19 protein-coding genes are annotated in these 20688 nt (G+C 59.8%); 10 read left to right on the top strand and 9 right to left on the bottom strand.

Features of this window, described 5'->3' with window-relative positions; translation table 11 throughout:
* Positions 1-3: 3 nt before the first annotated feature.
* The 5 genes from dnaQ to LCM4573_RS13935 are packed head-to-tail and all read right to left on the bottom strand — an operon-like array spanning position 4 to position 3637.
* The gene (gene dnaQ, locus LCM4573_RS13955) at positions 4-741 is read right to left on the bottom strand and encodes a DNA polymerase III subunit epsilon (protein WP_071006918.1); all 738 of its coding nucleotides are present in this window, start codon (positions 739-741) and stop codon (positions 4-6) included.
* Positions 734-1342 carry a dephospho-CoA kinase gene (coaE, locus tag LCM4573_RS13950; protein ID WP_071006917.1) on the bottom strand — a complete coding sequence of 203 codons (609 nt, stop codon included), beginning with the start codon at positions 1340-1342 and terminating at the stop codon, positions 734-736. Before coaE ends, dnaQ begins: the two co-directional genes overlap by 8 nt.
* The gene (locus LCM4573_RS13945) at positions 1339-2199 is read right to left on the bottom strand and encodes a shikimate dehydrogenase (RefSeq protein ID WP_071006916.1); all 861 of its coding nucleotides are present in this window, start codon (positions 2197-2199) and stop codon (positions 1339-1341) included. Before LCM4573_RS13945 ends, coaE begins: the two co-directional genes overlap by 4 nt.
* On the bottom strand, positions 2192-2785 hold the full coding sequence (locus tag LCM4573_RS13940; protein ID WP_071006915.1) for a Maf-like protein: 594 nt from the start codon (positions 2783-2785) through the stop codon (positions 2192-2194). The genes LCM4573_RS13945 and LCM4573_RS13940 overlap by 8 nt, the downstream gene beginning before the upstream one ends.
* Before the next feature lie 30 nt (positions 2786-2815).
* Complete coding sequence (locus tag LCM4573_RS13935; RefSeq protein ID WP_071006914.1) at positions 2816-3637, bottom strand: pyruvate, water dikinase regulatory protein; 822 nt, start codon at positions 3635-3637, stop codon at positions 2816-2818.
* A gap of 403 nt (positions 3638-4040) precedes the next feature.
* Here LCM4573_RS13935 and hemE point away from each other — a divergent pair, with 403 nt between their 5' ends.
* From hemE to LCM4573_RS13895, 8 genes are all read left to right on the top strand, one after another.
* Positions 4041-5225, top strand: coding sequence for a uroporphyrinogen decarboxylase (gene hemE / locus LCM4573_RS13930; protein WP_116285489.1), 1185 nt, complete (start codon positions 4041-4043; stop codon positions 5223-5225).
* Positions 5123-5617, top strand: a complete 495-nt coding sequence (gene hemJ / locus LCM4573_RS13925; RefSeq protein WP_116285487.1) for a protoporphyrinogen oxidase HemJ — start codon at positions 5123-5125, stop codon at positions 5615-5617. Before hemE ends, hemJ begins: the two co-directional genes overlap by 103 nt.
* Positions 5618-5815: 198 nt before the next feature.
* Positions 5816-7081 carry a transcription termination factor Rho gene (gene rho, locus LCM4573_RS13920; protein WP_116285484.1) on the top strand — a complete coding sequence of 422 codons (1266 nt, stop codon included), beginning with the start codon at positions 5816-5818 and terminating at the stop codon, positions 7079-7081.
* A 75-nt stretch (positions 7082-7156) separates the two neighbouring features.
* Positions 7157-8461 (top strand): tRNA uridine-5-carboxymethylaminomethyl(34) synthesis GTPase MnmE, encoded by a 1305-nt coding sequence (gene mnmE, locus LCM4573_RS13915; protein WP_071006913.1) that lies wholly within the window; start codon positions 7157-7159, stop codon positions 8459-8461.
* Positions 8462-8502: 41 nt separating this feature from the next.
* Entirely contained in the window at positions 8503-10383 is a 1881-nt protein-coding gene (mnmG, locus tag LCM4573_RS13910; RefSeq protein WP_071006912.1) for a tRNA uridine-5-carboxymethylaminomethyl(34) synthesis enzyme MnmG, read from the top strand.
* Entirely contained in the window at positions 10383-10994 is a 612-nt protein-coding gene (rsmG, locus tag LCM4573_RS13905) for a 16S rRNA (guanine(527)-N(7))-methyltransferase RsmG (RefSeq protein ID WP_071006911.1), read from the top strand. Before mnmG ends, rsmG begins: the two co-directional genes overlap by 1 nt.
* A 22-nt stretch (positions 10995-11016) precedes the next feature.
* Complete coding sequence (locus LCM4573_RS13900; RefSeq protein ID WP_071006910.1) at positions 11017-11808, top strand: ParA family protein; 792 nt, start codon at positions 11017-11019, stop codon at positions 11806-11808.
* Positions 11809-11835: 27 nt separating this feature from the next.
* A complete protein-coding gene (locus LCM4573_RS13895) occupies positions 11836-12717 on the top strand; it encodes a ParB/RepB/Spo0J family partition protein (RefSeq protein ID WP_071006909.1) in 882 nt (293 codons plus the stop codon).
* A 53-nt stretch (positions 12718-12770) separates the two neighbouring features.
* On the opposite strand, the gene holA is transcribed toward LCM4573_RS13895, so the two are convergent.
* Genes holA through leuS form a run of 3 tightly spaced genes read right to left on the bottom strand, consistent with a single transcriptional unit; the run spans position 12771 to position 16970 of the window.
* Entirely contained in the window at positions 12771-13811 is a 1041-nt protein-coding gene (gene holA / locus LCM4573_RS13890; protein WP_071006908.1) for a DNA polymerase III subunit delta, read from the bottom strand.
* Positions 13799-14350: a hypothetical protein gene (locus LCM4573_RS13885; protein ID WP_071006907.1), complete on the bottom strand. Its 552-nt coding sequence runs from the start codon at positions 14348-14350 to the stop codon at positions 13799-13801. Before LCM4573_RS13885 ends, holA begins: the two co-directional genes overlap by 13 nt.
* Positions 14340-16970, bottom strand: coding sequence for a leucine--tRNA ligase (gene leuS, locus LCM4573_RS13880; RefSeq protein WP_071006906.1), 2631 nt, complete (start codon positions 16968-16970; stop codon positions 14340-14342). Before leuS ends, LCM4573_RS13885 begins: the two co-directional genes overlap by 11 nt.
* 181 nt (positions 16971-17151) lie before the next feature.
* On the opposite strand from leuS, the gene LCM4573_RS13875 reads away from it, so the two are divergent.
* Together LCM4573_RS13875 and LCM4573_RS13870 are read left to right on the top strand one after the other, a co-directional pair.
* A complete protein-coding gene (locus LCM4573_RS13875) occupies positions 17152-17811 on the top strand; it encodes a YggS family pyridoxal phosphate-dependent enzyme (RefSeq protein ID WP_071006905.1) in 660 nt (219 codons plus the stop codon).
* 96 nt (positions 17812-17907) lie between these two features.
* Positions 17908-19842 carry a propionyl-CoA synthetase gene (locus LCM4573_RS13870; protein ID WP_071006904.1) on the top strand — a complete coding sequence of 645 codons (1935 nt, stop codon included), beginning with the start codon at positions 17908-17910 and terminating at the stop codon, positions 19840-19842.
* A 101-nt stretch (positions 19843-19943) separates the two neighbouring features.
* Here the strand turns inward: LCM4573_RS13870 and LCM4573_RS13865 are convergent, their stop codons facing one another.
* Positions 19944-20651, bottom strand: a complete 708-nt coding sequence (locus LCM4573_RS13865) for a DUF1013 domain-containing protein (protein WP_071006903.1) — start codon at positions 20649-20651, stop codon at positions 19944-19946.
* Positions 20652-20688 lie beyond the last annotated feature (37 nt).

Here is a 20688-nt window from a genome sequence, read left to right as displayed (position 1 = left end):
ACTTCAGGAAGCCCGGACTTGAACGTCCGGGCTTTTTGTTTCCGCCGCATCGTATTTCGCCCAGATCGCCTTCTGCCCGAGCGATGCGACGAGCGCCTGATGCGCTTCAAGCTGCTCTTCCGTGAGGCGGGGGGCAAGCGGGCGGGGACGGCCGGTGGTGCCGACCACCATTTCCTCGATTTCAATCACGGTCGCCGATTGCTCGATGCCTGTCAGGCCGAGCGCCGCCTGACGGCCGCCGGTCATCTCGATATAGACTTCGGCAAGAAGTTCGGAGTCGAGGAGCGCGCCGTGCTTGGTACGGTGGGTATTGTCGATGCCGTAGCGCCGGCAGAGCGCATCAAGCGAATTGGGGCCCATCGGATGCTTCCGGCGCGCGAGCGCCAGCGTGTCCACCACCCTGTCCATCGTGACCGGCGGGAGGCCGAGCCTTTCGAACTCCGCATTCACGAAGCCGATATCGAAGTTGGCGTTATGAGCGATCCACTTGGCGCCATCGAAGAATTCGACGATCTGCCCGACGACATCGCCGAAGCTCGGCTTATCCTTCAGGAACTCGTCGGTGATACCGTGCACTGCGAGTGCATCCGGATGGACCTTGCGGTCGCCGGGATTGATGTAGAGATGCAGCGTATTGCCGGTCGGGAAATTGTTGATGAGCTCTATGCCGCCGATCTCGATGATACGGTCGAACTTCGATTCCAGTCCCGTCGTTTCCGTATCGAAGATGATCTCACGCATGATCTTTCCCGCTCGTTATGCCTGACCGAAGGGTGGTGATGATTTCTTCCACCCTGGCTCTCGCCGCTTCCATGCCGTGCCCGGTATCGACCAAGAAATCGGCTCGCTTGCGCTTCTCCGCATCCGGCATCTGCCGGGAGAGAATCATGTCTAATTTTTCCTCGGTCATGTTGGGTCGCGCAAGCACTCTTTCACGCTGGATCTGCGGATCGCATGTGACGACAACGATGACATCCACCCGCGCTTCACCGCCCGCTTCGAAGAGGAGCGGTATATCGAGGAGGACCATGTCGGAATTGAGGGCACGGTGACGCGCGAGAAATTCCGCCTCCCGCTTGCGGACTAGCGGATGAACGATCGATTCGAGGCGGCGAAGCGCTGCCGGATCGCCGGCAAGCCGGCGGCTCAGCTCCTGCCTATCCACCACGCCTTCCTTCACCACTCCCGGAAAAGCATCTCCTACCGGCCGAACCGCCTCGCCGCGGTAAAGATCATGCACCACCGCATCGGCATCGTTCACCGGTATGCCGGCTTCCGCGAACATTTTCGCAGTCGTCGATTTTCCCATGCCGATGGAACCGGTGAGGCCGATGATGATCATCCGTGCGCTTCCATGTCGGCAATGACGAGATCGCGCAGCGCCTGATCAACCTTCGGGCGCATACCGAACCATTTCTCGAATCCGGGAGCGRCCTGGTGCAGCAGCATGCCGAGCCCGTCGACAGTTGCAAAGCCCTGCTCTTCCGCCTGGACGAGAAGCGGCGTCTTCAGCGGCACGTAAACGATATCCGTCACCACCGCGTCTTCCGCCAGCCTCGAGAAATCGACATGCGGCACCTCCCCGCCATCCATGCCAAGGGATGTTGTGTTCACGAAAAGCCCGGCACCCTCCATGACTTCGCCGAGGGCTCCGGAGGGATGGGCATGAACCTTATGGCCGAAGCGATCGRCCAGTTCCCGGGCGCGCGCGACCGTGYGGTTCACCACATGGATTTCACCGATGCCGCGATCGCGGATCGCCTGGATGACCGCCCGGCTTGCGCCGCCCGCACCAAGCACCACCGCGCGGGTCGCGCGATCCCAGCCGGGATGCCGGTCGTCCAGATTGGCAACGAAACCATGGCCATCGGTATTGGTCACATGGAGCAGGCCTTCATGCATCCACAGGGTGTTGGAGGCTCCGAGTTCTTCCGCCAGCGCATCCGGCCGATCCGCCAGACGGTAGGCGGCCTCCTTGTGYGGGATGGTGACATTGCCGCCCCGATAGCCCGAGGTGCCATTTTTGAGGCTTTCGATGAAGCGAGGGAAGTCTTCCTCGCTTACCGCTTCGGCGCGATAATCACCTTCAAGTCCAAGCTGCTTCAGCCAATATCCGTGGATGAGCGGAGAGCGCGAATGCCGGATCGGCCAGCCCGTTACGAATGCTTTAACCATGATTGTTTCACGTGAATCATCCATCAATCGCTCCAATTTCGCGGAGCTTTGCCAGAAGCGGCAGCATAGGCAGGCCGAGAATGGTGAAGTAATCACCTTCTATCGCCGAGAAGAGCTGGATGCCTTCGCCTTCCAGCTGATAGGCGCCGACACTGGAAAAGGCCTTGTGGCCGACGCTTGCGAGATAGCGATCGACGAAATCCTCCGAAAGCGTCCTCACCGTGAGATCCGCATGGGCAACATGCCGCCACAGCGTGGAACCATCACGCACCAGCGCGATCGCGCTGTTCAGGCGATGCGTCTTTCCAGAGAGCGAGAGCAGGTTTTCGCGAGCCTCGGCAAGGCTCTTCGGCTTGTGATAGACGCGAGCCCCAAGCGACATGGTCTGGTCGGAGCCGATCACCAGCGCGCCGGGGACGTGCCGGCTGAYATCTTCTGCTTTCGCGAGCGCGAGCGCGGCGGCAATCTCATCCGGCGCTRCATCTCCAAGACCGGCTTCGATCACCCGTTCATCGATATCGGCGGCGCGGGCATCAAAATTCAGCCCGGCATTCTCCATCAGCATACGGCGGAAGGGGCTGGAGGACGCCAGCACGATGGGCAGATTCAATATATATCCTCCCTCGGATGATCGCTTCGCTTAGCGCAGCTTCAGGCGCAGCGCAACGATGGCCGCCGCTGTCTCTTCGATCGAGCGGTGTGTGACGTCAATGACCGGCCAATTGTGGCGGGCGCAGAGAGCGCGGGCATATTTCAGTTCCTCGTTGATGGCCGCGCGATCGGTATAATGCTGCCGGTCAAAGCCTTGCGTGGTTCCGAGTTCACGGTTTTCGCGAACCTGGGAGATACGGTTGGTGGTCGCCACCAGGCCGACGATCAGCGGGCGCGTGGCACGGAACAGATTTTCGGGAAGCTCCATGCCCGGCACGATCGGGATATTGGCGGTCTTGATGCCTCGGTTGGCGAGATAGATGCTTGTCGGTGTTTTCGACGAACGGCTCACGCCGACCAGCACCACATCCGCCTCGTCGTAATCCTCCGGCATCTGGCCATCATCGTGATCCATGGTGAAGTTCAGCGCTTCGATGCGTGCGAAATAATCAGCATTCAAGGCATGCTGCGCCCCCACCCGGCGGCGGGAAGGCGCGCCGAGATAGGCCTGAAAAGTGGCCATGATCGGTTCCAGCACGTTGACGCAGGGAATGCCGAGCTCTCGGCAGCGCCCATCGAGAAGCGCTGCCAGTTCCTGATCGACCAGAGTGTAGAGCAGGATGCCGGGTTCGCGATCCACCGCATCCAAAACCGACAGGAGCTGCTGGCGATTTCGAATCAAAGGATAGACGTGTTCGATCGCCATGGACGACTGAAATTGAACGGAAGCAGCCCGCCCCGCGGAGATGAGGGTCTCTCCCGTGGAGTCAGAAATGAGATGCAGATGGAAGAAGTTTTTTTTGTTCTCCACGCTAATCCTTGCYCTTTGTTGAAAACCTGGGAGAGTGTGGACGAGGTCTCCGGCCCGGACTTCAGCATGCGGGAAAACTGTATGGTTTTCCACATTCGGTGTTCCGGTTCATGGGGAATTCGGCTTCTTGTGATTTGTGGGGATTAGTTGTGATAGCTTTCAAAGCTTCCACACCTTTCCCACAGCCAAGCCACCAACTTCAACATAGCTATCATTCTGGAATCCCAAGTGAAATCCACTTTCTCCACAAGAGCGAAGGAATCGCGAAGCTGTTTTTCATCTTTCTTTCGCGGTGGCGGCAGATCGTCGCGTTTTCTGTGAGCTGCGTTTAATCCTTGCTACCCACCGACTCTAAGAAATAGAAACCTATTCAAATTTCCTTTTTTTATTTGGGGAKAACACATTGACCGGCGCACCCCGGAAGATCGTCGAAGTGCTGGAGGGAAAAACGGTAAGCCCTCCTCCGATCTGGCTCATGAGACAGGCAGGGCGCTATCTCCCCGAATATCGTGAGACACGCGCAAAGGCCGGGGGCTTCCTCGATCTCTGTTATTCGCCGGAGCTTGCCGTCGAGGTGACGCTGCAGCCGATCCGCCGGTATGGCTTCGATGCGGCAATTCTCTTTTCCGACATCCTGGTCATTCCCGATGCCTTGAAGCGGAACGTTCGCTTCGTGGAAGGCGAAGGACCGCGCATGGACCCGATCGGTGAAGGAGACATCGGGCTCCTGAAGGGTGACGGTGTCCTGGATCATCTCGCTCCGGTGATAGAGGCCGTGCGGCGGCTGAGGAAGGAACTGCCGGATGAAACCGCCCTGCTCGGCTTTTGCGGCGCCCCCTGGACGGTCGCAACCTACATGATTGCCGGCCGCGGGACGCCGGACCAGGCCCCCGCCCGTCTCTTTGCCTATCGCTTTCCGCAGGCCTTCGAACAGCTTCTGAGCTTCCTTGCGGAGATTTCGGCCGAATATCTGATCGAACAGATCGATGCCGGCGCCGATGCCGTGCAGATCTTCGATTCCTGGGCCGGGGTGCTGGGCGAGCGGGAATTCGATGCCTATGCCGTCAAGCCGGTTTCCCGGATGATCGAAATCGTGCGGAACCGCCGGCCGCAAGCAAGGATCATCGCATTCGCCAAGGGTGCCGGCATGAACCTCAAGGACTATCGCCGGAAGACCGGCGCGGATGCGATCGGGCTTGATTGGTCCGTACCGCTTTCCTTCGCCGCGGAGCTGCAAAAAGAGGGGCCGGTGCAGGGCAATCTCGATCCGATGCGAGTGGTAGCCGGAGGCCTCTCGCTGACCGAGGGGGTCGATGCCATACTGCAGGCGCTGGGCAATGGACCGCTGATCTTCAATCTCGGCCACGGCATCACGCCGGAAGCCGATCCCGCCCATGTGGCGGAGCTTGTGGAGCGCGTACGGGGGATGCGGCCATGRCGGAAATCGAGAAACAGGTATCGGAAAAGGCCGGCAGCCGGGCAGCGGTGCGGGCCTCTACAGCCCTTGCGGTTTTCGCGGGCATTCTGGCGGTGCTGTATTTCTGGCAGCCGGAAAATTTCTATCTCTGGGTCAAGGCCTTCCACGTGATCGCGGTGATCTCCTGGATGGCGGGGCTCTTCTACCTGCCGCGGCTTTTCATCTATCACAGCGATGCCGAGCCCGGTTCACAGCAATCCGAGACCTTCAAGGTGATGGAACGGCGATTGCTCAAGATCATCATGAACCCGGCGATGATGCTGACCTGGATATTCGGACTCTATCTCGCCTGGGACGTCTACGGATTTCGCGGCGGCTGGCTGCATGCCAAGATCGCGCTCGTGGTTCTGATGACGATCGTGCACGTGATCTTCAGCCGCGCGATGCGGAATTTCGCCGTCGAYGGCCCCCGCAGATCCGCGCGTTATTGGCGGCTGATGAACGAGCTGCCGACCCTGCTGATGATCGCCATCGTGATCCTGGTCGTCGTCAAGCCATTCTGACAGTGTAGATCTGTCGCGGTTTGTTGAGGAAGATTTGCTCTTCCCCCTCTTGCGGCGATTTCCATGAGTCGCTATTTTCGCCCCATCTCATCTCGTGGCATGCGTGTTAATCTCATCGCTCCCGGATCATTTTCCGCGGTGGCGAATTTCCCTTACACGCCTCGCTTCCCCCTTAAAATCTCAACATGGTCCCCCTTCATGGCTGAAATGAAGCTTCAAGAACTCAAAAACAAATCGCCGACCGATTTGCTGACCTTTGCCGAATCGCTCGAGGTCGAGAACGCCAGCACGATGCGCAAGCAGGAGCTGATGTTCGCAATCCTCAAGGTACTGGCGAGCCAGGACGTCGAGATCATCGGCGAAGGCGTGGTCGAGGTCTTGCAGGATGGATTCGGTTTCTTGCGTTCGGCCAATGCCAACTACCTGCCGGGTCCCGACGATATCTACATCTCTCCTTCCCAGATCCGCCGTTTCTCGCTGAAGACCGGCGATACGGTGGAAGGCCCGATCCGTGGGCCCAAGGAAGGCGAGCGCTACTTTGCCCTTCTGAAGGTCAACACGATCAATTTCGACGATCCGGAAAAGATCCGCCACAAGGTTCACTTCGACAATCTGACGCCGCTCTATCCGAACGAGCGGTTCAAGATGGAACTCGACGTTCCAACTTCCAAGGATCTTTCCGCCCGCGTCATAGATCTCGTGGCGCCGCTCGGCAAAGGACAACGCGGACTGATCGTTGCGCCGCCGCGCACCGGTAAGACCGTTCTCCTGCAGAACATCGCTCATTCCATCACCGCCAATCATCCGGAATGCTATCTCATCGTTCTTCTGATCGACGAGCGTCCGGAGGAAGTGACCGACATGCAGCGCTCCGTGCGCGGCGAAGTAGTCTCCTCAACCTTCGACGAGCCGGCGGTTCGTCACGTCCAGGTCGCCGAGATGGTGATCGAGAAGGCCAAGCGTCTCGTCGAGCATGGACGTGACGTCGTCATCCTGCTCGATTCGATTACCCGCCTCGGGCGCGCCTACAACACGGTCGTGCCCTCGTCCGGCAAGGTTCTGACCGGTGGTGTGGATGCCAACGCGCTGCAGCGTCCGAAGCGTTTCTTTGGCGCCGCCCGCAATATCGAGGAAGGCGGCTCGCTCACCATCATCGCGACCGCGCTCATCGATACCGGCAGCCGCATGGACGAAGTCATCTTCGAAGAGTTCAAGGGTACGGGCAACTCGGAAATCGTCCTTGACCGCAAGGTGGCCGACAAGCGCATCTTCCCGGCGATGGATATCCTCAAATCGGGTACCCGCAAGGAAGATCTGCTGGTGCCGCGCCAGGATCTTCAGAAGATTTTCGTCCTTCGTCGTATTCTCGCGCCGATGGGAACGACCGATGCGATCGAGTTCCTGATCGACAAGCTGAAGCAGACGAAGAACAATGGTGACTTCTTCGACTCGATGAATACCTGATCCTTAGCCGGATTCCGCTTTGCAAAGCGCTCGGCCATTGGTCGGGCGCTTTTTTGATTTAACGGTTCGAAAATCATGCCCAGTCCCGTCGATACGATATTTGCCCTTTCCAGCGGTAACCTTCCCGCCGGCGTTGCCGTGATCAGGATAAGCGGCCCTTCCGCCTTCATCGCGGCACGAGCGCTTGCGGGCACGCTGCCGGAGCCGCGGCTTGCGCAATTGAAAATGATTCGGAGCCGTAACGGCCTGCTGCTCGACCAGGCGCTTGTGATGGTTTTCCCTTCTCCCAATTCGTTCACGGGTGAAGATTGCGTCGAATTCCACCTGCATGGCAGCAAGGCGGTGGTTTCCGCGGTGTTCGCCGAGCTTGGCTATATGGAAGGGCTTCGGATGGCCGAGGCCGGGGAATTTTCGCGGAGGGCATTCGAAAACGGCAAGCTCGATCTTGTGGAAGCAGAAGGCCTTGGGGACCTGATCTTAGCCGAGACCGAGATGCAGAGGCGACTTGCCGCCGAGCAGGGTTTCGGCGGTCAATCGGCGCTCTATGCCGGCTGGGCGGACCGTCTGACACGCGCGCGCGCCCTCATCGAAGCGGAGCTCGATTTTGCCGATGAAGACGATGTGCCGGGATCGGTTTCCGAGCAGGTCTGGGGCAATATGGCTCGCCTCCGCGATGAAATCGAAAGCCATATCGATTCGTCRAAATCCGGAGAGATTATCCGCGACGGCTACAAGGTGGTGATTGCCGGGCCACCCAATGCCGGAAAATCGAGCCTGCTGAACGCGCTTGCGAAGCGGGATGTGGCGATCGTGACCGAGATCGCCGGCACGACGCGCGATATCCTGCATGCGGATCTCGACATGGAAGGTTATCTCGTTCGCTTCGTGGACACAGCGGGCCTACGGGAAACAGGCGATCTCGTGGAGCAGGAAGGTGTTCGCCGCGCAAGGCGCGCGATGGAGGAAGCGGATCTCGTCTTACTGGTGGAGGAGATCGATTCGCATCCGGAACAAAGCATCATACCCGAAGGAAAACCGGTTCTCCGGATCGGCAGCAAGCTTGATCGCCACAAGACCACCGATGCCTATGATATCTGCCTTTCCGTCCATACAGGAGAGGGCTTGGAGGAGCTTCGGGAGAAGATTCTCGAAAACCTCCGGAGAGTATGGGCCGGATCGACCATACCCAGCCGCGCCCGTCACCTCGATTTTCTCAAACAGGCTTCCAATTCGATCCAGGAAGCTCTAAATGGCAGCCAACTCGACTTGAGAGCCGAGAACCTCCGGACTGCGGCAAGCGCATTGGGCCGTATCACCGGACGGGTRGATGTGGAGCAATTGCTCGACGTCATTTTTTCGCAATTCTGTATCGGCAAGTGATTCACGTGAAACACGGGTGATTGCCGCGGATAGGACCGATCATGGCGACGGCTTATGATGTGATCGTTATCGGAGGTGGGCATGCGGGCTGCGAAGCGGCTAGCGCTGCCGCGCGCCTGGGCGCCAGGACTGCGCTCATCACCCATAAGAAAGAAACGATCGGCGTCATGTCCTGTAATCCCGCGATTGGCGGGCTGGGCAAGGGGCATCTCGTCCGCGAGGTCGATGCGCTTGACGGATTGATGGGGCGTGTCGCAGACGCGGCTGGCATCCAGTTCCGGCTTCTGAACCGCAAGAAGGGTCCGGCCGTTCGCGGGCCTCGCACTCAAGCTGACCGGAAGCTTTACCGGCTCGCCATGCAGGCAGAGATAGCCGCCCAGGATAACCTGACAGTCATTGAGGGTGATGCCTTCGATATCTCGATCGATAATGGCCGGGTAACGCAGGTTTCGCTGCAGGATGGGCGGAGCTTTGCCTGCGGGGCCGCCGTGCTAACGACGGGAACCTTCCTGCGGGGCCTGATCCATATCGGCGACAGGAAGATTCCGGCCGGCCGCGTGGGTGAGGAACCTTCGCTCGGCCTTTCCGCGACCCTGGCCCGGTTCGGGCTCAACCTTGGACGCCTGAAGACCGGAACGCCTGCGCGCCTGGATGGGCGAACGATCGACTGGAATTCGATCGGCAGCCAGGCGGCGGACGACGAACCGGTTCCCTTCTCCTTTATGACGGACCGCATTACCAATCCGCAGATAGAATGCGGCGTCACACGCACGACCGATGCAACCCACAGGATCATCTCGGACAATATCCACCGCTCCGCCATGTATTCCGGCCAGATCGAGGGAGTGGGGCCGCGCTATTGTCCGTCGATCGAGGACAAGATCGTCCGCTTCGGCGAGCGCGATGGTCATCAAGTTTTCTTGGAGCCGGAGGGGCTGGACGATCACACCGTCTATCCCAACGGCATTTCCACATCGCTTCCGGAGGGTGTTCAGGAGGCTTTCATTCGCACCATACCGGGCCTCGAAAAGGTGACGATCCTGCAGCCGGGCTACGCGATCGAATACGATCACGTCGATCCGCGTGAGCTAACCCCTGCTCTGGAGGTAAGGAAGATACCGGGACTTTTCCTTGCTGGCCAGATCAACGGGACGACGGGTTATGAGGAAGCGGCTGCGCAGGGCCTCGTTGCGGGCATGAATGCCGCGCGCCGCACGAGCGGTGAAGGTGCATACCACTTCAGCCGAGCCGAATCCTATATCGGCGTGATGATCGATGATCTGACTTCCCGAGGAGTCACGGAACCCTATCGGATGTTCACTTCGCGGGCCGAATACCGTTTGTCCCTCCGCGCCGACAATGCGGATCAAAGGCTGACGCCGCTCGGCGCCCAATTGGGTATCGTGGGCACCGCCCGCAGGGAAAAATTCGATACTTTCGAGGCGTCAATGAATGCCGGGCGGTACGCGCTCCGCAATTTCAGCCTGACTCCGAACGAGGCATCCCGTYATGGATTGAAGCTCAATCAGGATGGCCAGCGCCGTTCGGGATATGATCTTCTCGCTTATCCCGACATTACCTTCGCACAGCTGAAAACGATCTGGCCGGAACTTAGCCGGATTCCGGAAAAGGTCGGCGAGGCGCTGGAGATCGAGGCCTCCTATGCGGTTTATATGGAGCGCCAGGCTGCCGATATTGCCACCGTTCGGCGAGACGAAGCGCGCATTATCCCGCAAGGCTTTGATTTCAATGGTCTTCCTGGTTTGTCAAACGAACTCAGGCAGAAGTTGACCGCCGCCGCGCCGCAGAACCTTGCGCAAGCTGCGAAGGTGGACGGAATGACTCCTGCCGCTCTGGCGCTTATTTTGGCCCTGCTGCGGAAAGCGGATATAGCTTCCGATCGCGCGCTGCGAGTCTCTTGATGCAACTTAACGGAAAGAGTGTTTCACGTGAAACGCAGGAGCGATTGGAGCATTTTGCCCGATTGTTCCAGAAATGGGCCAAGTCCATAAATCTTGTGGCTCCTTCCACCCTGGATGAACTCTGGACGCGTCATATTGCCGACAGCGCCCAGATATTTCAGCTCGCTCCGCAGCCGTTGCAGTGGATGGATCTCGGTTCGGGCGGAGGTTTTCCGGGAGTTATAACCGCCATTTTCCTCGCGGAACTCGGGGATGGCTGGGTGCACCTTGTCGAAAGCAACCAGAAAAAGGCGGCATTCCTGCGCATTGCCTTGAATGAAACCGGTGCTCGAGGTTCTGTCCATGCGCTCAGAATCGAGGATACTGATGCTACCATTCCGACCTGTGACTGCATCTCCGCGCGTGCGCTTGCGGAACTGGACCAGCTTCTTGCCTATATTTCCCGACGAATGATCTGCACCGAAACAAGAGCCTTTTTCCATAAAGGGCGGGATTACGCAGCCGAAGTCGAGAAAGCACGTGGTCGATGGGAGTTTGATCTGATAAAACATCCCAGCGCCGTCGAAGCGGATTCCATGATTCTGGAGATAAGCAACCTACGGCGCAGGTAACTTCAACGTCGTCAGGTGCGGCATGTTCGAAAAAAACCGGATTATCACCATTGCCAATCAGAAGGGCGGTGTCGGTAAGACGACCACAGCCATCAATCTTGCGACCGCGCTTGCGGCGATCGGCGAGCGGGTGCTGATCGTTGATCTGGACCCGCAGGGAAATGCGAGCACCGGCCTTGGGATCGATCGCAGGGATCGGAAACTTTCCTCCTATGATCTCCTGATGGGCTATAGCGACGTCATCGGAACCGCGTTGGAAACGGCGGTCCCCAATCTCTCCATCGTGCCGTCGACGATGGACCTTCTCGGTTTCGAATCCGAAATCGCCCAGCAGCCCGATCGCGCTTTCAAGCTCCGCCGCGCCCTTAATTCCGAAGCGGCAAGCACTTATTCCTATATTCTGCTGGACTGCCCGCCCTCATTCAATCTTCTGACCATGAATGCCATGGCGGCGGCTCATTCGATCCTTGTTCCCCTGCAGTGCGAGTTCTTCGCCCTGGAGGGATTAAGCCAGCTCCTCGAAACGGTCAATCAGGTGCGGCAGACGGTCAATCCGACCCTAGATATTCAGGGAATCGTGCTGACGATGTTCGATTCCCGTAACAACCTTGCCCAGCAGGTCGTGAGCGATGTGCGGACCTATCTGGGAGAGAAGGTCTATCATACACTTATTCCGCGAAATGTTCGCGTATCCGAAGCCCCCTCTTATGGCAAGCCAGCCATTCTTTACGATTTGAAATGCGCGGGCAGTCAGGCCTATCTTCAGCTGGCTTCCGAAGTGATCCAGCGCGAGCGCAGGCGCAAGGCCGCCTGATAGATAAGACGAGACGGATAAAGCACGATGAATGACGATCTTTCGAAACGGCGCCTCGGGCGCGGCCTGGCGGCGCTGATTGGGGAGATGGATCAGCCGCTTCCCGCGGACAATAGTGCGCAGCAGACGGTCAATCCCGATCGGGCGGTGCCGATCGAACACGTCTCACGCAATCCGAAAAACCCGCGTCGGCAGTTCGATGAGAATGAGCTGCAGGATCTCGCAAGCTCGATCAGGCAACACGGGATCGTCCAGCCCGTCGTGGTGCGCCCGAGAGGCGAGCGCTTCGAGATCATAGCCGGTGAACGGCGCTGGCGGGCTGCCCAGCTCGCGGGGCTCATCGATATCCCCGTCATCGTGCGGGATGTGGACGACCGGACGGCGCTCGAGCTCGCGATCGTCGAGAACGTGCAGCGCTCAGACCTCAATCCGGTCGAAGAGGCCTTGGGTTACGAGCAGCTGATCGCCGAGCATGGATATACCCAGAACGATCTGGGCGAGATCATCGGTAAGAGCCGTAGCCATGTGGCTAACAGCCTGCGTCTTCTCAAGCTTCCAGCGCCGGTGATGGATATGCTTTCCGCCGGCAGCCTTTCCGCCGGTCATGCACGTGCACTGATCACGACGTCCGATCCGGTCTCCCTCGCCCGCACGATCGTCGCCAAGGGAATGTCGGTTCGTGATGCGGAGCGGCTTGCGCAAAACGATATCAAGGCACAGAGCGAACCCGCGTCTGTCGCCAGGACCGACCAGAAGGACTCGGATACGCTCGCCCTCGAGCGCACGCTTTCCGACTCGCTCGGCCTCGACGTGAAGATCAATCATCGCGGCGGGGGAGGCCAGGTGCGGATCAGCTATCGCACGCTGGAGCAGCTGGAAGAAATCTGCCGCCTTCTGGAACGACGCTAGACCGCCAGCCTGAGTTAGCCTTTTCAGGTGCCGCGATCCTCGTCGGCGGCAGTTCAGGACATCGAGCGGCTTGACTGCAAGGCTGTCGCCATCAGCACCTGGAAGGCGATGTTCGGCTCCAGGCTCTGTCTCCGGCGCGATTGGAGAATCGCTCCCTGTAAGCGGGTCGTCTCACGAGCCAAGGCGGCGGCGCTCCAGTTTTTCAGCGCTTTTTCGACGATGGGCTTTCGCTTGAAATGGATGTGGCGACCGAGTGTGGCCATGACCTGGCCGCTCTGCATCTTCTTTTCATCCATCTCGCTGCGCATCAGGTCCAGCATCTGGAACTGTTTGAGGCAGGCCTGCAGAACAAGGAAGACTGGGGTCTTCGACACCAGAACCTTCTGCAACGCGTGGTGAAAAGCCGGCAGATCCCCGCTAAGCACGGCGTCAACCACCTCGTCGGTGGAGATGGCGCTGGCATCGCCTATTATTTCATCTACTTGAATTTCCTCTACAATCTGCATTCCGCGGCAGTAAAGCGCAAGTTTGCGGATCTCATTTCTGGAGGCTGCCCTGTCTCCACCCAAAAGCTCTAGGAGGCGCTGACGCGCCGGAGAACTTATCTTCAATCCTTCGGCCGTGAGTTCCGTATCTATCAGCGAGTTCAGGGCGCGCGCATCGTCCACATAGCAGGGTATAACGGCAATAGATCTTGCGGGTTCGGCGATCTTGCGCAGACCGCTTCCCTTCTTGAGATCTCCGGCCTCGATGATGAGGCTGTTCGCTGGCAGCGGGCCATCGGCGAGGGCCTGAACCGCATCGAGCAGCGGCTTTTCGTTCGCTGCTCCGCGAAGCCAGATAAGTTTTGCGCCGCCGAAGAGGCCAAGGGAATTGACCTCGTCCAGCAGCCGTCCGGGATCGCCCTGAAGATCCGAGATATCGAGTTTCAGCATGGAGAAGGGATCGTCAGCCGAGACGCCGGTCTTGCCGGCAATCTGAGCCGCGCGTTCCGAGACGARCCCTCTGTCGGGCCCGTAGATCACGAAAATCCGATAGAGTTCCGCACCCTTCTGGATGAAACGGTCGAACTCGTGGGATTTTATTTCTGCCATGTGACCGGTTGCGGCTGCGGCTCGCGGGCAATAACCGCGGCAAGATCGGCGCGGACGAATTCGGCAACCTCGYGGGCAGCACGATCCTCGGCATCGCGAATTGCGCGCAGCTTGGCAAATTCCTGCCTGGAGATATCCATAAGAGCTGTAACCTGCCGCCTCCCGGATCTCAGCACCTGGYCATCGCTGACGCGAGAAAGCGAGTAGGTGACAAATACCGTGACGCGGCCCGGCATGCCCAGCCTGTCCTCATCGTCGAGAACGTCGATATACTGGGAGGTCACGTCGAGCTTGACATCATAATCCGCGTTGGCGGGCTCCCCGGCGCCGCCGGAGGTCAGGAAGATCAGATGATTGCGAACGGCCTGCTCGACCCGGTTATCCGCGTGCGAGAAGGAGATCGCGGCGAGACGCTGGGCCGTACCGGAGGCTTCCGAATAGAGCGGGCGGACCTGACATCCGGCAATGACGGCTAGTGCCGAGAGACCGGCCGCCACGGCAAGGGCTTTGGGAAACCTGTGAAAGAAGTCACACGACAATGTTCACGATCCTCTGTGGGACGACGATGATCTTTTTGGGCGCCCGGCCATCAAGAGCCGCCTTCACCRCATCCAGCGCCAGAACCGCAGCTTCGACGGCACTTTGATCCGCGTCGCGGGCAATTGTCAATTCGCCGCGTTTCTTGCCGTTGATCTGGATCGGCAGTGTGACGTCGTTCTCGATGACGAGGCTCTGGTCGTAGGCGGGCCATGAGGTCCGGCTGACCATTTCGGCATTGCCGAGCACGGCCCAGCATTCCTCGGCCAGGTGCGGCGTCATCGGTGCTACGATCTGGACGAGGATTTCCGCGGCTTCGCGCACGGCGGCGCGATAGACTGCGTCTCCCTCACCCGAGGCCACCTTGGCCAGGGGGGCGGCAAGCGTGTTCACCAGCTCGTAGATGCGCGCCACGGCCTTATTGAAGGAAAGCTTGTCGTAATCTTCCTGGACTGCCTTCAGCGTCTTGTGCGCCGCCTGGGAGATCACCAAGGCTTCGCCGTCCTTAGCCGGATTCGGCTTAACATCGCCGAGATTTGCGGAGGCTTCCGAAATCAGACGCCAGAGACGCTGCGTGAAACGGTAGGCGCCTTCAACGCCCGCCTCGGACCAGATGACGTCGCGGTCCGGCGGTGAGTCGGAAAGTACGAAGAAGCGGGCCGTATCGGCGCCGTAGGAGGCGATGATGTCGTCGGGATCGACGACATTCTTCTTCGACTTCGACATCTTCTCGATCGCGCCGATCGAAATTTCCTCATCCGTGGAGAGCAGGAAGGCGCGGCGCTTGCCATCAGCTTCCACGATGCGAAGATCTGCAGGCGAGACCCACTCGCCGTTCTGGCCGGTGCCGCGGCGATAGGTCTCGTGGACGACCATTCCCTGGGTGAACAGTCCTTTGAAGGGCTCCTTCACGTCCAGATGGCCCGTTTCACGCATGGCACGGGTGAAGAAGCGGGAATAGAGCAGGTGCAGGATCGCATGCTCGATGCCGCCAATATACTGATCGACCGGCAGCCAGCGATCGGCAACGGCCGGATCCGTGGGAGCGTCTTCACGCGGGGCCGTAAAGCGGGTGTAATACCAGCTCGAATCCACGAAGGTATCCATCGTGTCGGTTTCGCGCCGTGCATYCTTGCCGCAGTTCGGGCAAGCGACATGCCRCCATGTGGCATGGCGGTCGAGAGGGTTGCCCGGCTGATCGAAAGTGACGTCCTCGGRCAGCTCGACCGGCAGATCCTTCTTCGGAACGGGCACGACCCCGCAATCGTCGCAATGGATGACCGGGATTGGGCAGCCCCAGTAGCGCTGGCGGGAAATGCCCCAGTCACGCRGGCGGAAGTTCACCTTGCGCTCGCCCTGCGGCTGGTTGCCAAGCAGCGTGCTCTCCAGCTTCTCCGCGACGAGTTCGAAGGCCTCGGTGGTCGATTTGCCGTCGAGGAAACGCGAGTTGATCATCACGCCATCATCGACATAGGCCGTATCCCCGATCTCGAAGGTGGCGGCGTCGCCATCCTGCGGCATTACCACGGGAACCACGGGCAGGCCGTACTTCCGCGCAAAATCCAGGTCGCGCTGGTCGCCGGAGGGGCAGCCGAAGATGGCGCCGGTGCCATATTCCATCAGCACGAAGTTGGCGACATAGACCGGTAGTTCCCAGGAGGGATCGAGCGGATGCTTCACGCGGATGCCGGTATCCATCCCCTTCTTCTCGGCGGTTTCGAGCGCAGCCAGCGAGGTGCCGTGCCGGCGGCATTCCTCGGCAAAGGCTTCGATAGCCGGATTCTTCTCCGCTGCGGTTTTGGCCAGCGGATGATCGGCGGCGATTGCCAGGAAGGAGGCGCCGAACAAGGTATCCGGCCGCGTGGTGTAAACGGTCACTTCCGTCTCGCCGGCCGGGGAGGTCGAGGGAACGATTTCCCATCGGACCGTCATGCCTTCGGAGCGGCCGATCCAGTTCTTCTGCATCAGCCGGACCTTTTCAGGCCACTGATCGAGCGTATCGAGTTCGTCCAGCAGATCCTGGCTGAAATCGGTGATCTTGAAGAACCACTGCACCAGCTCGCGCTGTTCGACCAACGCGCCCGAGCGCCATCCCCGGCCATCGATGACCTGTTCGTTGGCCAGAACGGTGTGATCGACCGGATCCCAGTTGACCTTGGACTTCTTGCGGTAGACGAGGCCCTTTTCCATCATGTCCAGGAAGAGCGCCTGCTGGCGGTGATAATATTCGACGTCGCAGGTGGCGAATTCGCGAGACCAGTCCAGCGACAGACCCATGGCCTTGAGCTGTGCTTTCATCGAGGCGATGTTTTGATAGGTCCAGGACTTCGGATGCACCTTGTTGTCACGGGCGGCGTTTTCCGCCGGCATGCCGAAGGCGTCCCAGCCCATGGGATGCAGCACGTTGAAGCCGCGGGCGCGCTTGTAGCGCGCCACCACGTCGCCCAGCGCATAGTTACGCACATGGCCCATATGGATGCGGCCCGAAGGATAGGGGAACATCTCGAGGACGTAATACTTCTCGCGCGGATCGCCGTTGTCGGTTTCGAAAACCTTCGCCTCGTTCCACTTCTGCTGCCAGCGGGGCTCGGCATCGCGCGGATTGTAACGTTCAGTCGCCATTTCGATGATATTCCGGGAAAATCTGGATAAAAGAGTCGGGCGAGACCTTCACCATGAAACCCCGCAAGCGTCAAGTTTTACGGGCTCGGAAGGGTTCAAAGTTTCGAGCGGAGCGCCCTTGGCAGCCGCTTATATGAGCGCTAATCGCTCACTCGGCAAGAAATGCGGAAAGGTCGGACTCATGAGCGTGGAAGAGCGATTGCAGGATGTGAGGGCACGGATCGGCAAGATGGAGCGCCAGGCTGGCAGATCCCAAGGCTCCGTTACCCTCGTTGCCGTCTCCAAGACTTTCGATGCGGAGCAGATCCGGCCGGTGATCGCCGCCGGACAGCGCGTGTTCGGCGAGAACCGCGTGCAGGAAAGCCAAGGCAAATGGCCGGAGCTGAAGGCGGAGACTCCGGATCTCGAACTGCATCTGATCGGACCTCTGCAATCCAACAAGGCGGCGGACGCGGTGAAACTCTTCGACGTGATAGAGACGGTGGATCGGGAAAAGATCGCACGCGCGCTTTCCGAGGAGATGAAGAAGCAAGGAAAGGCGCCGCGGCTCTATGTGCAGGTGAATACGGGGCTGGAACCTCAGAAGGCCGGCATCGAACCGAAGCAGACGGTCTCTTTCATGGATTTCTGCCGCGATGAGCTCGGTCTTTCGATCGAGGGCCTGATGTGCATCCCGCCCGCCGAGGAAAACCCCGGTCCGCATTTCGCGCTGCTCGCCAAGCTTGCCAAGGAATGCGGTCTTGAGAGGCTGTCGATGGGCATGTCAGGAGATTTCGAAACCGCCGTCGAATTCGGCGCCACCAGCGTGCGCGTCGGCTCGGCGATCTTCGGGGCTCGCTGAGCGCGACACGTCTTAGCCCTTTCGTCGGGGTTTCCCGCATCTCCGCCGCACCCTAGATTGCTCTTCTCAGGCAGAGCAATGTAACGGGAGGTGCAGATGCAAAGCCGCTATTTCGACGTTTACGAAGGCTGGAAGGCCGATCCGGAGCGGTTCTGGGAGAAAGCCGCCGAAGCGATTAATTGGTTCAGGCCGCCGGCGAAGATCTTAGACAAGGATCAGGGCGTCTACGGCCGCTGGTTTACCGGCGGAGAGACGAACACCTGCTACAACTGCCTCGATCGCCATGTGGCCGCCGGGCGCGGAGAGCAACGCGCTTTCATCTACGACAGCGCGATGACGGGAAAGCAGAAGAGCTTCACCTATTCGCAAGTCCTTACCGAGGTAAAAGCGATCGCGGCAGTATTGCGCGATCTCGGCATCGGCAAGGGCGATCGTGTCGTCATCTATATGCCGATGGTGCCCGAGGCTGCCTTTTCCATGCTCGCCTGCGCGCGGCTTGGCGCAACTCATTCCGTCGTTTTCGGCGGGTTTGCATCCAAGGAGCTTGCAGCGAGACTGGATGATTGCGAAGCGAAATTGGTGATCAGCGCGAGCTGCGGGCTGGAGCCCGGCCGGGTGGTGGCCTACAAGCCGCTGCTGGACCAGGCGATCGAACTTACGCGCGTGAAACCCGCCCATTGCCTCATCCTGCAGAGAGAGGAGCTTCCGGCGGAACTGCTGCCCGGGCGCGACCTCGATTTTGCCGATGCGGTGGCCACGGAAAAGGCCAGGGGTACGGACGTGGAATGCACGCCCGTGCTGGCTACCGACCCGCTTTACGTGCTCTACACATCCGGCACGACCGGCCAGCCGAAGGGCGTGGTACGCGACAATGGCGGGCACATGGTTGCCCTTCACTGGARCATGGAGAACGTCTTCGGTGTGAAGCCGGGCGAGGTCTTCTGGGCGGCTTCCGACATCGGCTGGGTGGTCGGCCATTCCTATATCGTCTACGGGCCGTTGCTTGCCGGCAATACCAGCGTGATCTTCGAGGGCAAGCCGGTCGGCACGCCGGATGCCGGCACCTATTGGCGGGTCATCAGCGATCACGACGTGAAGGTGATGTTCACCGCGCCGACCGCCTTCAGGGCGATCCGGCGCGACGATCCCGCCGGTGAGCTTGTCGCGAAATACGATCTTTCGGGGTTCAGGGCCCTGTTTCTGGCGGGAGAGCGGGCGGATACGGAGACRCTGAAATGGGCCGAGGAGAAGTTGAAGGTTCCGGTGATAGACCATTGGTGGCAGACCGAAACCGGATGGCCGGTTGTCGCCAATCCGGTGGGGCTGGGGCTGATGCCGCCCAAATACGGTTCGCCCACGCGGCCCATGCCCGGCTATGCGCTTGAGGTGCTGGACGATGACGGCAAGCCGCTGCCGGCCGGTACGCTCGGCAATATCGTCATCCGGCTGCCGCTGCCGCCCGGTTGCCTCGTCAGCTTCTGGAATGCCGACCAGCGGTTCCGCGAGACATGTCTCACGGAATTTCCGGGCTACTACAAGACCGCCGATGCCGGGCTGATCGACGAGGACGGATATCTCTTCGTGATGGCGCGCACCGACGATATCATCAACTGTGCGGGCCACCGGCTTTCGACGGGCGCCATGGAGGAGGTCTGCGCCAGGCATCCGGACGTGGCAGAATGTGCGGTCATCGGCGTCAGGGATGATGTGAAGGGCCAGATCCCCTGCGGCTTCCTCGTTCTCAAGAGCAAGGTTTCACGGGAAACATCGGCAATCGTCCGGGAGGTGGCAGATTTGGTGCGCAACGACATCGGCCCGGTAGCCGCCTTCAAGACTGTGATGGTGGTGCCGAAGCTTCCGAAGACGCGGTCGGGAAAGATCCTGCGCGGTACGATGCAGAAGATCGCCGATGAAATGCCCTGGACGATGCCGGCGACCATCGAGGATGCATCGGTTCTCGACGAGATCACCGCGGTTCTCAAGGCGAACGGCTATGCCCAAGGCGGTCGCGGCTTCAGGCAAAGCGCGTGACATGAAAAACCCCGGACATAGCCGGGGTTTTGGAATGCTGATAAGGCGAGAGGCAGTAGATCCTCGGCACAAGGCCGAGGATGACGGGTATTTGCGATGGCTCAGAAGTTTTCGTCCTCGTCCTCTTCGCGACGGTTGGACTTCAGCGAGCTCAGCTTTGCGAAAACCGCATCCGCATCGATTTCCTTTTCTTCCTCGCGCTCGCCGCGATAGCCGAAATCGAGGTTTTCGGTTTCCGTTGCCGGCTGCAGCGAAGCGCCGATTTCGGCCGCGCTCGGCAGCGGACGGCCCTTGGAGGCCTTTTCCACCTCGAGATCGAGGTCGATCTGGCTACAGAGGCCAAGCGTTACCGGATCCATCGGCGTGAGGTTGGCGGAGTTCCAGTGGGTGCGTTCGCGAATCTGTTCGATCGTCGACTTGGTGGTGCCGACGAGGCGGGAAATCTGCGCATCCTTGAGCTCGGGATGATTGCGCACCAGCCAGAGGATGGCGTTGGGACGATCCTGGCGCTTGGAAACCGGGGTATAACGCGGCCCGCGGCGCTTCGATTCCGGCACGCGAACCTTCGGCTCGGAGATCTTCAGCTTGTAGTTCACATCGGCTTCGCCGCGAGCGATCTCGTCACGGGAAAGCTGGCCGGTGGCGATCGGATCGAGACCCTTGATGCCCTGCGCCGCTTCGCCATCGGCAATCGCCTTCACCTCGAGYGGGTGCAGCTTGCAGAACTGAGCGATCTGGTCGAAGGAAAGGGCCGTGTTATCGACCAGCCAGACGGCCGTTGCCTTCGGCATGAGCAGTTGTTGAGCCATGGATATAGTTCCTCTGTCCGTCCGCGCCGGTGTCGCG

Source organism: Rhizobium sp. LCM 4573, from assembly GCF_001854865.1.
Lineage (GTDB): Bacteria > Pseudomonadota > Alphaproteobacteria > Rhizobiales > Rhizobiaceae > Neorhizobium.
Note: the sequence above shows the minus strand (reverse complement) of the source record. Positions and strands in the feature narration are given on the sequence as shown.